Here is a 13310-nt window from a genome sequence, read left to right as displayed (position 1 = left end):
TTTTTTATGATTTTAAATAAACAAAGTTGATATTCTAACATAAATAAATTTGCGTTAGTAATAATGTAAATTATGTTAACTTAAATTTCAATCAAAAAAAATAGTATTTTTGTTTAAAATAATATAAAATGTTAAATAGGAGGAGAGGAAATTTATTTTTAGCGATATTTTTAGCTTTCGTCGGTAACTTTATTTTGGCTCAGAATAAAGGAAGGGTAGAAATTGCCGCAAAACCTAAAGCAGCTTCGTTAAAGGCTGGCGTCTTTATTGATGTGAACGCACCAAGTTACCCGGAATCCGGCTATCCTATCACGCAATTAATAAAAGATGTCCTTATATCCGGAGGTACCTGTACCAATTCCAGTGTAAGCAACGTAACGGTGTCTCCCAATTTACCGGCTACTAATCAGAACAGAAGCTGGGGATATTTTAATAAATCCAACACCAATTTCCCATTCAGCAAAGGAATTATACTTTCTACAGGATATGCTTCCAAAGCAGGAAATACTTTTCAGGGTACTTTAAGTGATGACCTGGGAACCGGAGGAGATGTAGATCTTGCCAATGCTTTGGGAATCGGTAATAATAATCTTACAAACGCTACTTCTATAGAGTTTGACTTTGTGGCGGCTTCTACAGAAATTACCTTCAGATATTTATTTGCATCAAAAGAATATCAGCAAAACTTTCCGTGTACCATTACCGATGGTTTTGCATTGCTGCTGAAAAAATCAACTGATCCTACCTATACCAACCTTGCCGTACTTCCCGGCGGGGCAGGACCTGTAAGTGTCACCAATATTCATCCGCAATACCAAAACTGCGGACCAAAAAATGAAGCCTATTACGGCGGTACCAACACTGCTCAGATCGAAACTAATTTTAATGGACGTACGATTCCGCTTACTGCGAAAGCAACTGTAATTCCGGGTGAAACATATCATTTTAAAATTGTTCTGGCAGATTATCAGGATCCCAACTTTGATTCAGCAGTGTTTCTGGAGGCAGGATCATTCGATATTGGAGTGAAAATTCTTGATCCGGCAGGAGTACAGCTTCCTTCCTCTGTGAATATGTGTGATAATGCACCACAGACTTTTACCGCTTCAGTTCAGGGGCCAAATATAACCTATCAGTGGTTTCTGGGAGCCAATCCGATAGCAGGAGCCACCAACGCAAGTTACACCGCTACGCAGCCGGGTGTATATACCGTTAAAGTTTTTATTCAGGGAAATTCATGTCCGGGAGAAGCTACCATTACAGTGGTAGGAGGTACATCTCCCACGGTACAGAATGCAACCCTCACGGCTTGTTATGCTGCTGGAAATGCCACTTTTAATTTAACATCAGCACAGGCTTCAATAAGCACAACTCCGGGCGCCGCTTTTTCATACTATACCACATTGGCAGATGCTAACGCAGGAAATACCAATACAATTCCAAACCCGACAGCTTATCAGAGTGCCGGAGGAACCGTTTATGTAAGAGTCGCAAACGGATTCTGTGCAAAAGTTGCAGAATTACAGCTGGTGAAAGCACCGCAGATGATACCTACTATTGCTCCTCCAGCCGTCTTAACCTGTGCAAATTCTCAGACTACACTGGATGCATCAGCGTCTGTTTATCCCGCAGGTGCTACATTTAACTGGACTACAACAGGAGGAAATATTGTGTCAGGAGGGACTACCTTAAATCCTGTAATCAATGCAGCGGGAACATATACATTAACGATAACAAAAGTTTACCAGCCCGGAAATCTTAGCTGTACGGCAGTAGCTACTGTAACTGTAACAGGAAACAGCGCACCGCCAGTGACCGGACTTACAGCGAGTAAAATAAAAATCTGTAAAGGAGATTCGACAACCCTTACCGCTTCAGGAGGCGCTACCTACAATTGGGGAAATGGTCTTACCGGAAACGGAAATACACAGGTTGTTTCACCTACTGTTACCACTACTTATACAGTAACAGCAGTAGGAGCAAATGGCTGTGCATCTCAGAATCCAGCTACCATAACAATTGAAGTATCAGAGCCATTTACAGCACAAAATGCGATCCTGCATAAGTGTTATCAGCCGGGATTAGCTTTTAATCTTACCGAAGCACAACCTCAGATTACGACTGCAGCAGGAGTTACATTTACCTATTATGTCAATCAGGCAGATGCCAATGCTGCTAACGGAAACTTTATCACGAATTTTACGGCATATACACCACCTGCCAACCAGACCATTTATGTATTGGTAAGCAATGGAGGCTGCAGCTATGTAGTATCTCTTCAATTACTGAAAACAGCTGAAACCACTCTTACAATTGCCGCACCACAAACAATTACCTGTACAACACCGCAAGTTACAATTAATGCTTCAGCATCTGTTGTACCTGCAGGATCTACTATTGCATGGTCAACAACAGGAGGCACTATTGTATCAGGTGGTAATACACTTACGCCTGTTGTAAGCGCCGGAGGTACTTATACTTTAACTGTCACCAATGTTTCGCAACCGGGAAATCTGAGCTGTACCTTTACTTCAACGGTAACTGTACAGGAAGATAAAGTACAGCCGGTAGCTGCTGTGGTTTCATCTCAACCCCGAATCTGTATAGGAGAATCTGTAACCTTAACAGCTTCCGGAGGGGTAACGTATAACTGGGGTAACGGTCTTACCGGAAATGGAAACACTCAGGTTGTTTCGCCTACAGCAACGACCACTTATACAGTATTTGCTGTTGGAGCTAATGGTTGTATTTCTGCAACTGCAGCAAGTGTAACCGTTCAGGTAGGTCCGCCTATCGCAGGGCTTACGGCATCAAAATTTAAAATATGTGAAGGAGAATCTGTAACATTAACGGCTTCGGGAGGAATTACCTATAACTGGATAGGTCTTACCGGCAATGGTAATACACAGGTGGTTACCCCTACCACAACAACAGAATATTCAGTCTATGCATTGGGAGGAAACGGATGCAGTTCCGTAAACCCTGCGAAAGTAACTATTGAAGTAGTGCCCGCAATTGTTTCTACTTTAAAAGATGTATTTGTCTGTGCAGGAGATAAGGGAACCCTTGACGCCGGCTCAGGACTAAATTATACCTATTTATGGAGCACAGGAGCAACGACTCAAACGATTACAACCAATATTCCCGGTACTTATTCTGTAACAATCAGTAATGGAGTTTGTTCCAAAACGTTCTCAGCTCAGCTGATTAATCCTGATCTGCCACAGTTTACCAATGTTGTTTACGATAATCATATTCTTACCCTTACAGCAAGCAATCCTACAGGAGGTGTTCTTGAATATTCAATAGACGGTGGATTAACCTGGCAGGCGTCCAATGTATTTACAGGCGTTTTAAATAATACGATGTATACACTGATGGTAAGAGTGAAAGGCGCTAAGTGTGGAACTTCGCTGGATTATTTTACCTTTATTATCAGTAATGCTATCACTCCTAATATGGATGGTGTAAATGATACTATAGATTTCTCTGGAATCAGCGGGTATAAAGATTTTGCAGCTTCCATCTTCGACAGATACGGGGCGGAAGTTTTCAAAGCAAGTAAAGGGAATGTCATCTGGACCGGATCCTTAAAGGGAATTAATCTTCCTACCGCTACTTATTGGTACAGGGTACAATGGGAAAACCCTGCCAGCAAAAAACTGGAGCAGCGTTCAGGCTGGATCCTTCTAAAAAATAGAAATTAAAACTTATTGAAATCAAGAATAAATAACAAAATCTTTCAGCAACGAAAGATTTTGTTGTTTTTAAGAATATACGTTATGGTGTTCTGGGAATTATCAAAAATCGACGGGAAATATGTTAAAATAATTAATAATACTGTGCTACCACATTAGGTATAGCTTGAACGGATAGGGATTGATTAATGAAAATTGATCAGATAAGGTTCTTCTTTTGTTTTTTTGTTGTAAAAAATATAAATATGTGTATGATATATTTAAAAAAAAATTAAATTTGTTGAAACAAAAATATTATGAGAAGATATCTACCGCTTTGTTTATTTTTTTTAGTCATCTCGACTTCTCTGTTTTCACAAGACCTGCCACCGAGGAAACCCGTAAAGGAAACTCCTACAGCGGCTTCCAGAAGAGCGGGTGTTTTTATTGACGTGAATGCGCCGTCATACCCTGAGTCAAGTTATACTATTGAGAAAATGGTAAAAGATGTACTGATTTCATCCGGAACCAATACCTGTCTTACTCCCAATGTGACCAATGTGAAGATTACGCCTAATCATGCTGCAAGCAATGCAGACAGAGCCTGGGGATATTTTCATAAAGCTACCACCAATTTTCCTTTTAAAGATGGGCTTGTCCTTTCTACCGGATTTGCGAGAAGAGCTGGTAATACCTTCGAAGGAGGTCTCAACGACGTTAACGGCGGAGGATCAGATGCTGACCTTGCACAGGTAATCGGGGTCGTAGAAAGCAGACTTAATGATGCCGTTCTACTGGAATTCGACTTCGTTCCTACCACCAGCCAAATTAAATTTAATTATCTGATTGCATCCGAGGAGTACACAGGATCTTTCCCATGTACCTTTGCAGATGCATTTGCCATCTTGCTCAGACCTACTTCAGGTGGACCTTATGTAAATATGGCCGTACTTCCGGGAGGAGCAGGACCGGTAAGTATCACCAATATTCACCCAGCAGTACCAGGAAGTTGTGGTGCCGTAAACGAACAATATTTTGCCGGTTACAATACAGGTAACGTTGAAACCAACTTTAACGGAAGAACAATTCCGTTGACAGCCACAGCAACGGTAGTAGCAGGACAGCAATATCACTTTAAAATGGTAATTGCTGATTACAGTGACCACAGTTATGACTCTGCAGTATTTCTGGAAGGCGGATCTTTCAACATTGGTGTAGATCTTTTGGACCCTGCAGGTACAAAACTACCTTCAGATATCAATGTGTGTGATAATGTACCTCAGGTAATTACTGCTTCTGTAAATGATCCTAACCTTGTATATCAGTGGTATTTTAACGGTACTGCAATCCCTAATGCAACTACTAATACCATTACAGCTGTGCAGCCTGGTACCTATACCATCGAAGTAAGTGTTCCGGGTAATCCATGTCCGGGTAAAGCCACCATCCAGATCCACGGAGGAACAACCCCTCAGGCTCAGGATGCAACACTGTTACTTTGTACAACACCGGATATTACCACATTTGATTTAAGCACCATTACATCTACCATCAGCCCAACACCTGGAGCTATTTTCAAGTTTTATGAGAATCAGGCGGATGCAGTGGCTCAAAATAACAACTATATTCAGACTCCGTTAAACTATAATGGTAACGACGGACAAATCCTGTATGTTCTTGTTTCCAATGGAGCATTTTGCAGTAAGATAGTAGAACTGAAATTACTCAAAGAGGTAACCCCAACGGCAACAGTGAAATCTTCCAGAATAAAAATATGTCCGGGAGAATCGGTAACCCTTACCGCTGACGGAGGAGCAACTTACCAATGGAGCAACTTTATGGGAACAGGTAACACTCAGACGGTTACTTTATACCAGACTACAACATTTACAGTATATGCAATCGGGGCAAAAGGATGTAAATCTCTTAACCCGGCAACCATAAGAATTGAGGTAACCCCAGAGATCACTTCGCCATTACAGGATGTCGAAATGTGTGTTGGTGATAAGGTAACGCTTGATGCAGGGGCAGGACAAGGTTACAAATATCTTTGGAGTACAGGAGCTACCACTCAGAAAATTGTGGTAGACCAGTGGGGAATCTATTCCGTAGAAATTGATAATGGTATTTGTAAAAAAGTTTTCGAAGCTAAAGTACTGGGTGCCGCTACACCGTTCGTTACGGCTATCAATTACGAAAGTATCAAGAAAACAGTGACCATTACTGCGGAGAACCCGCCAATGAATAATACACCAAGTACACTGGAGTATTCTATTGACAACGGAATTACATGGCAGGCTTCAAACGTATTCAGCAATCTTCTGGATAATACAAATTATACTGTTTTAGTAAGAAGAGTAGGGACACATTGCGTGGGATCTCTAGAATTCTTTACATTGCAGATCAATAATATTATTACTCCGAACGAAGACGGAATTAACGATGTTCTGGATCTTAAAGCTCTGGGAGATTTTAAAAACTTTACAGGTTCTGTATATGACAGATATGGAGTAGAGATGTTCAGATTCTCAAAAGAAAATCCAGTCTGGGACGGAACAGTAGGGGGTAAGAGACTTCCTACAGCAACATACTGGTATAAGTTCCAGTTTGAGTATCCGAAATCAAAAGCTCAGATGAACTGGTCAGGATGGATTATGCTGAAAAACAGAAATTAGAATTGATAATGTAATATAAAAAGAAGGCCTTTCAAAAATATTTTGAAAGGCCTTCTGCTTGTAACGGATGATTTAGCCCAATAAAAGAATTCCTTTACAGGAGCTTTTTTTATTGATTTTCTTTCCAGAGATGAGCAAAATGTATAAAATCTGTTACACTGAGCTCTTCCGCTCTCTTATCTAGAAATTCATGATCTTTCAAAGCTTCAGGGATATTTAAAGATTTCAACGCATTAGAAAGTTTTTTTCTTCTTTGGTTGAATCCTGTTTTTACAATCTGCTTAAATAGTATTTCATTTCCTGCCAGACCCTCTTTCGGATTTCTTGTCAGCCTGATCACTCCGGATTTTACCTTCGGAGGCGGGTTGAAAACATTTTCATGAACCGTAAACATATAAGATACATCATAATAAGCCTGTATCAGTACAGAAAGAATACCGTAATCTTTAGTTCTAGGAATTGCAGCCGTTCTTTCAGCGACTTCTTTCTGAAACATCCCAACCATTTCCGGGATCAGTTCATAGTGATCTACAATTTTGAATAAGATTTGTGATGAGATATTATACGGGAAATTACCAATAATGGCAATCTGTTCATCTTTTAAAAAACTGAAATCCTGTTTCAGGAAGTCGCCTACAAAAGTATCCTCAGTTACTTTCGTATAATTGTTTTTCAGGTATTCAATAGACTCGGTGTCTATTTCTGCAAGATAGATGTTCTGATCTTTTTCAAGAAGGTATTTGGTAAGAACTCCCATTCCGGGACCAACTTCCATGATGTTGTTATAGTTCTCAAAACTAAGACCTTCTACGATTTTTCTTGCGATATTTTCATCCGTCAGGAAGTGCTGTCCGAGATGTTTTTTTGCTTTTACACTCAAAGTTTTTTATGATTTTATTAACAGTGATTTTCTTTTTTTCGTCCCAAATTTCGGAAGATTTTTTCTATTTTAGCCAAAAATTTTAATATTAATGGCTAAATCTGTAGATGAATTTAATAAGAAAAGGCTTCGGTCCAGCAATATTACAGTAGTGATAAGTATTGCCTTAGTGTTATTTTTGTTAGGATTAATGGGGCTTATTCTGATTAATGCCCAGAAGTATTCTGACTATATCAAGGAACAATTGGTAGTGAATGCCTACTTTGATGAAAACTATGACGCTAAAGATTCTGTAAAAATTGCAAAACTGGAGGAAGAAACTTTTAAAAAAGTACAGACATTAGCTCCGGTAAAGAAAGCAACCTATATTTCAAGAGACATGGCTGCTAAAGAAGCCAAGAAAACGATGGGAATAGACAGTGATGCCCTGTTTGAAGAAAATATCTTTCCTTCTTCCATTGAAGTTGCTTTAAAACCGGAATTTGTGGATCCCGCAAAAATTGATCTGGCCATCAAAGAAATTAAATCTGTTCCAGGCATCATTGATGTAAAAAATGACAGTACTTTAATGGTAGATGTGTACAATAACCTGAGCAGAATTTTAAAATGGATTTTAGGATTTTCTATTCTGTTTCTTGTATTGGCGGTTGTATTGATCAACAACTCGATCCGTCTGAAAATATTCTCAAAAAGATTTATTATCAAAACAATGCAGCTTGTAGGGGCGAAAAGAAGATTCATCCTTAAACCTTTCATTGTAGAAGCTGTGATTTTAGGAGCTATTGGTTCCGTAATTGGGCTTCTTGCATTAGGAGGAGTCTGGTATTACTTCACAAGCCAGATTGGTTCTGCTTTCGTACAGGATAATAATCAGTATTTCTGGCTGATTATCTTAGTATTGGGCGTGGGAATCTTTATTTCTGTTTTAAGTACCATTTTCGCTACATGGAGATTCTTAAAATCAAACGTTGACGATTTATATTACTCTTAACAATGAGCAAAAAAACAAATAAAATTTCTGCTTCAGACTTTGGACATGAAGCTGAAGTACCGCAGGAAAACGCTTTCTATTTCGGACAGCAGAATTTCAAATGGATGCTGATAGGATTAGCGTTCATTGTAGTTGGGTTTCTCCTGATGATGGGACCGGATGCCAATACGGTAGATGGTAAATTTGATCCGGCCTCATGGAATGACGGTATCTTTTCTATCAGAAGAATCAGAATTGCGCCGCTGTTTGTTGTCATAGGATTTGCAATAGAAGTGTACGCTATCTTAAAAAGAAAATAATAAAATAATTTTATTTAAGGATTAAAAAATTTAAGAACTGAAAGATTTGAGCCGTGGGCCTGTCTTTTTAATTCTTAAATTTTTTAATCTTTTTAATTTTAAAAGAATATGGATTTAATCAAAGCAATTATTATTGCCATTGTAGAGGGGTTGACAGAGTATCTCCCGATTTCTTCTACCGCACACATGGGATTCACCGCCAGTCTTATGGGATTGGAAGAAACAGAGTTTTTAAAAATGTTTCAGGTATCTATTCAGTTTGGAGCTATCTTATCCGTTGTTGTAGCGTACTGGAAAAAGTTTTTTGACTTCAATAATATTCAGTTTTATTTTAAACTTGCTTTTGCTGTAGTTCCGGCATTGGTTTTAGGCTATTTGTTTGACGATAAAATTGAAGCCGTGCTTGGAAACCAGATTGCGATTTCCTCCGTATTGGTTTTAGGAGGTGTTGTTTTACTTTTTGCTGACAAATGGTTTAAAAACCCAAAAATTGATGATGAAAAAGGAATTACAATAAGAAATGCAGTTACCATCGGTTTCTGGCAATGTCTTGCAATGATGCCGGGGACAAGCCGTAGTGCAGCTTCTATTATAGGGGGGATGGCACAGGGCCTTACCAGAAAAGCGGCTGCAGAATTTTCTTTCTTCCTTGCTGTACCTACCATGCTGGCCGTAACAGTATATTCGGTTTTTGTAAAAACATGGGGAAAAGAAACGCCCAATCCACAGAAAGGTTATGAAATGATCATGGCTTCGCAGGATCACATTATGATCTTTGTGGTTGGAAATATTGTGGCATTTATTGTGGCGCTTATTGCTATCAAAGCATTCATTGGAGTGCTTAATAAATATGGATTCAAACCTTGGGGCTGGTACCGTATTTTTGTTGGAATTGCTCTTTTGATCTATTTTTATTTCTTTCAATAAGAAATTATTCATTTATACGCATTCATGACTGCTGAAGAACTGAAATCAGGATACATTTTTTTATTAGACAAACCTTTGGACTGGACTTCCTTTCAGGCTGTCAATAAAATGAAATACAAACTTAAGAGGGAGTTCGATCTTCCTAAAAAATTTAAAATTGGACACGCCGGAACCTTAGATCCCAGGGCTACAGGACTGCTTATCGTCTGCTGCGGGAAATTTACAAAGAAAATTCCTGAGATTCAGGACGCTCCTAAAGAATATTGGACAGAGATTAAAATCGGTGTGCAGACAGAATCTTATGATACTGAAAAACCTGAAATTCTTCAACAGGATATCTCACATATTACAGAGGAGAACGTAAAAGAGGCTCTTGAAAAATTTGTGGGGGAAATTGAGCAGAAACCACCCGTTTACTCAGCTATTAAAATTGATGGAGAAAGAGCTTACAACCTTGCCAGGGCGGGTGAAGAAGTAGAAATGAAGGCCAGAAAAACAACAATTCATTATATTAAAGATATTAAAATTGATTTTCCTCTCGTGAGCTTCACGGTAGGCTGTTCAAAAGGAACCTACATCAGAAGCCTGGCTCACGATATCGGGCAGGAATTAGGAGTAGGAGCTTACCTGACGCAGTTAAGACGTACAAAAATCGGAGATTATGCTATTGAAAATGCGACAGACCAATTCTTGAATAATGAGTACAGATTTGAAAGCCTATGAGAATAAAATTATTCCTTTTCTTATTGACACTTTCTTTTTTTAAAGGCTTTTCTCAGGATTCGGAAACCGGAAAATCAAAAATGGATTTTTATTTTAATCCTTCTCTCAATGTAGGATTTAATATCAATAAGAAAAATCAGACTAATAACTCGCAGTATATTGAGAACAGATCTTCACTTGGAAATCTGACTTATGGTATTACTGCAATTGGCGGATACAATTTTCTTCCTAACTTTGCACTCGGAACCGGAATCAAATACAGCTTTATACAGGATAATTACCATCTTGTTTATTGGGTGATTCAGCCGAAGGTTATTTTTTCTCCTGGCGAAAGACCCTTTTACATAGATATTAATTACGGAAAGCAGCTGAACCATTCTGCTATTTCAAATACAGCGTTCTGGGGTGCAAGACTGGGGATGCAGGTTTCTTATTCAAAAAGACTGAGCCAGGAAGGAGGAATTGTATTTGAATCACATCAACTGAAAGAAGGAACCGATGGCTTTTTCATAGGAGTAAGCTATGGAGTTACAATTTTCAGCAATAAAAATTATACCGGTTACGGAAAAGACTAATGGAAAAAACGCGTATCAATAAATATTTATCAGAGGTTGGATACTGCTCGAGAAGAGCAGCAGATAAGCTTTTGGAAGAAGGAAGAATCAAAATAAACGGAAAAATTCCTGAGCTGGGAACTAAAGTTTCTGATGAAGATGTGGTAGAAGTAGATGGAAAACCAATAAGAGAACCTCAGGAGAAGCCTGTGTATATTGCCTTTAATAAACCGGTAGGAATTGTTTGTACCACAGATACAAAGCGCGAAAAAAATAATATTGTAGACTATATCAATCATCCGAAAAGAATTTTCCCTATCGGCAGGCTGGATAAACCAAGTGAGGGGCTCATTCTACTTACCAGTGATGGTGATATCGTTAATAAAATTTTGAGAGCCCGCAATAATCACGAAAAGGAGTACCTGGTTCGTGTAGATAAACCTATTACGCCCAGATTTCTTGAAAAAATGAGAAATGGTGTTCCTATTTTGGATACTGTAACCAAAAAATGTGAAGTGGAGAAAATTGATGAAATGAATTTCAGAATTATTCTTACCCAGGGGCTTAACAGACAGATCCGAAGAATGTGCGAATACCTTGGATATGAGGTTAAAAAACTGAAGAGAATCCGTATCATGAATATCAAGCTTGATCTCCCTATCGGCAAATGGAGAGACCTGACCGATGACGAAATGAAGATGCTGAACACTTTGCTTACGGATTCAAGCAAAACATTCGACTAATTAATTTTATTAAAAATAACAGCTGAAAGTTGAGGATTTAAAATCAATCTTCAACTTTCGGTCATCAGTTATTTAATATAAAGCCGCATCCTTTCTTCATACTCAGGTTTCAGTTTTAAGAGTTTCCATATTTTTTTATCATCCGGATTACTGATTCTGTAGAAAATAATTTTGTCTGCAGAATATTTAAAATAGGGATGATTTTTAAGCCATTCTTCAGGTGCATCTGTCAAAGAATATTTAGGAACATCTGAATTATTAAGCGGAGCTATCGAAATGAGTTTTTGAACAAGATCCTTATCAATATTGTAAGTCGTTAGAATCTGCTGTTTATTCATAAAACCTCCCAGCTTCTTTCTAAAGCCAATTATAGATCCGGCACTTCTTTCATCCAGGCCAAATTCGGTAAGCTGTCTGAAAGTTATGGCATTGAGATCTGTTTTTGAAAAATCTGTCTTTTCCTGCTGTTTTTCCTGAAGCTTAATGTAAGGTTTCATTTCCTGAAATTTTTCAGGGGAAATCACAAAACATTTCTGCAGATCTTCCAGACTTTTAAAGCTTCCCCTTAAGTTTTTATCCCGATAACGGATAATGGTGATACTTTGCTTTTCCGAAAAGCCAAGAGTTTTCCAGCCTTCTAAGTCTAGTTGATTGGGATCAAAAGCATGATATCTGATTTTGGTCGCAACAGCATTGTTTTTCGAGAAATTTTTGAAATTTTCAGGAGTTTTTTCGGGTAACAGCAGATAGGAAGCAAGCTTGCTGTAATTTTCAGGTGAAATAATGAAGCATGCTCTGAATTTTTCCTTGCTCACAAAACTTCCCCCAAGATAATTTCTATACTTGATAATAGCTTCCGCCTGTCGCTCACTGAATCCCATTGTAAGCCAATCTTGGACAGTGTACTGATCGGGATTGAATTTTCCTTTGATGGTCAGTTCTTTTTTATTAGTCTTATTAAATTCACTAAATTTTCCTCTTTCGGTCATTTCAGGAAGCATTATAAAAGAGGCTAATTCATCAAATTTCTGTTCGGAAATAGCATAACATTTTTTCAACTGCTCTTTTGATGTAAATTTCCCACCTAATATTTCTTTATACTTAAGAATGGTGGCGGTTTGCTTCTCAGAAAACCCCAGTTTCTGCCATTGCTCTCTGTTCAGGATATTGGGATCAAAATCTGATAAATTTTCAGACAAAGTCTTACTGGTAATGAATGTGACTTCGGGAAAAGGTTCTTTGTCCCGGCTGGTATACTTCTGATAGGCAAATAAAATAGTCAGTACAGTGACCATAAAAGCAAGCTTTCTGTAATAGTTTTTTCTCATCATCCGGTAAACATATTAATTAATAGAAATACATAGCAACAGCTGATGATGAAATGGTTAAAGATGATGGTCAAATTGTTATTCATTGTTTAAAAGTTAATGTTAAAATTCTCTTTTGTGTGATGTAATTTCTTAATTGAGGATGAACATTCTGATTTTACTTTTTTGCTTTTTATTTTTAATACGACATGTTCTGTCGTAGTGCATAGATATTTTTGCATTATAACAAAACGGATTTAATATATCATCAATAATATTTCATTATTAATAGTAGGATTTATGTTAAATGAAATGAACGTATTTCCTCATATGTTAATAAAAGTTAAATTCGCGGGATTAAAAAATCATTGTAAACTCAAAACAACACAGGATGAAAAAACTCTATCTCAGTGCATATATTTTATGTGCAGTCTGGGGCCTATCTGCCCAGGAAGTAGTATGGCAGAAAGACATCAAATCCTCTACCCAGGATTTTCTAAGCCAGGTTACCACGACAATTGACCAGCAATATTT

General features: G+C 38.1%; 10 protein-coding genes. 8 read left to right on the top strand and 2 right to left on the bottom strand.

Annotated features, from left to right (window positions below; genetic code table 11):
• Positions 1 to 128: 128 nt before the first annotated feature.
• Both BLW74_RS15150 and BLW74_RS15145 read left to right on the top strand, forming a co-directional pair.
• Positions 129 to 3707: a choice-of-anchor L domain-containing protein gene (locus tag BLW74_RS15150; RefSeq protein ID WP_089693632.1), complete on the top strand. Its 3579-nt coding sequence runs from the start codon at positions 129 to 131 to the stop codon at positions 3705 to 3707.
• 287 nt (positions 3708 to 3994) lie between these two features.
• A complete protein-coding gene (locus tag BLW74_RS15145; RefSeq protein WP_089693630.1) occupies positions 3995 to 6352 on the top strand; it encodes a choice-of-anchor L domain-containing protein in 2358 nt (785 codons plus the stop codon).
• 109 nt (positions 6353 to 6461) lie between these two features.
• Here BLW74_RS15145 and rsmA read toward each other — a convergent pair whose 3' ends face one another.
• The gene (gene rsmA / locus BLW74_RS15140; RefSeq protein ID WP_089693628.1) at positions 6462 to 7232 is read right to left on the bottom strand and encodes a 16S rRNA (adenine(1518)-N(6)/adenine(1519)-N(6))-dimethyltransferase RsmA; all 771 of its coding nucleotides are present in this window, start codon (positions 7230 to 7232) and stop codon (positions 6462 to 6464) included.
• A 91-nt stretch (positions 7233 to 7323) separates the two neighbouring features.
• Here rsmA and BLW74_RS15135 point away from each other — a divergent pair, with 91 nt between their 5' ends.
• The 6 genes from BLW74_RS15135 to rluF all read left to right on the top strand — a co-directional run bounded on the left by BLW74_RS15135 (position 7324) and on the right by rluF (position 11469).
• Positions 7324 to 8223, top strand: a complete 900-nt coding sequence (locus BLW74_RS15135; protein WP_089693627.1) for a cell division protein FtsX — start codon at positions 7324 to 7326, stop codon at positions 8221 to 8223.
• 2 nt (positions 8224 to 8225) lie between these two features.
• Entirely contained in the window at positions 8226 to 8522 is a 297-nt protein-coding gene (locus BLW74_RS15130) for a DUF3098 domain-containing protein (protein WP_185116364.1), read from the top strand.
• Between the two features lie 108 nt (positions 8523 to 8630).
• Positions 8631 to 9449 (top strand): undecaprenyl-diphosphate phosphatase, encoded by an 819-nt coding sequence (locus BLW74_RS15125; RefSeq protein ID WP_089693625.1) that lies wholly within the window; start codon positions 8631 to 8633, stop codon positions 9447 to 9449.
• A 24-nt stretch (positions 9450 to 9473) separates the two neighbouring features.
• On the top strand, positions 9474 to 10172 hold the full coding sequence (gene truB, locus BLW74_RS15120; protein WP_089693624.1) for a tRNA pseudouridine(55) synthase TruB: 699 nt from the start codon (positions 9474 to 9476) through the stop codon (positions 10170 to 10172).
• Complete coding sequence (locus BLW74_RS15115) at positions 10169 to 10747, top strand: hypothetical protein (RefSeq protein ID WP_089693622.1); 579 nt, start codon at positions 10169 to 10171, stop codon at positions 10745 to 10747. Before truB ends, BLW74_RS15115 begins: the two co-directional genes overlap by 4 nt.
• Entirely contained in the window at positions 10747 to 11469 is a 723-nt protein-coding gene (gene rluF / locus BLW74_RS15110; protein ID WP_089693620.1) for a 23S rRNA pseudouridine(2604) synthase RluF, read from the top strand. Before BLW74_RS15115 ends, rluF begins: the two co-directional genes overlap by 1 nt.
• Before the next feature lie 68 nt (positions 11470 to 11537).
• Here rluF and BLW74_RS15105 read toward each other — a convergent pair whose 3' ends face one another.
• Entirely contained in the window at positions 11538 to 12800 is a 1263-nt protein-coding gene (locus BLW74_RS15105) for a ComEA family DNA-binding protein (protein WP_089693618.1), read from the bottom strand.
• Positions 12801 to 13310: the final 510 nt, after the last annotated feature.

It is taken from the genome of Chryseobacterium culicis (assembly GCF_900108365.1).
Classification (GTDB): Bacteria; Bacteroidota; Bacteroidia; order Flavobacteriales; family Weeksellaceae; genus Chryseobacterium; species Chryseobacterium culicis.
The sequence above is the reverse complement of the archived record's forward strand: the minus strand, read 5'-3'. Positions and strand labels throughout refer to the sequence as shown.

Bases quoted from the DNA above. Each gene is read 5' to 3' on its own strand.
- BLW74_RS15150 (WP_089693632.1), top strand. From the start codon at position 129: ATGTTAAATAGGAGGAGAGGAAATTTATTTTTAGCGATATTTTTAGCT.
- BLW74_RS15145 (WP_089693630.1), top strand. From the start codon at position 3,995: ATGAGAAGATATCTACCGCTTTGTTTATTTTTTTTAGTCATCTCGACT.
- BLW74_RS15135 (WP_089693627.1), top strand. From the start codon at position 7,324: ATGGCTAAATCTGTAGATGAATTTAATAAGAAAAGGCTTCGGTCCAGC.
- BLW74_RS15130 (WP_185116364.1), top strand. From the start codon at position 8,226: ATGAGCAAAAAAACAAATAAAATTTCTGCTTCAGACTTTGGACATGAA.
- BLW74_RS15125 (WP_089693625.1), top strand. From the start codon at position 8,631: ATGGATTTAATCAAAGCAATTATTATTGCCATTGTAGAGGGGTTGACA.
- truB (WP_089693624.1), top strand. From the start codon at position 9,474: ATGACTGCTGAAGAACTGAAATCAGGATACATTTTTTTATTAGACAAA.
- BLW74_RS15115 (WP_089693622.1), top strand. From the start codon at position 10,169: ATGAGAATAAAATTATTCCTTTTCTTATTGACACTTTCTTTTTTTAAA.
- rluF (WP_089693620.1), top strand. From the start codon at position 10,747: ATGGAAAAAACGCGTATCAATAAATATTTATCAGAGGTTGGATACTGC.
- BLW74_RS15105 (WP_089693618.1), bottom strand. From the start codon at position 12,800: ATGATGAGAAAAAACTATTACAGAAAGCTTGCTTTTATGGTCACTGTA.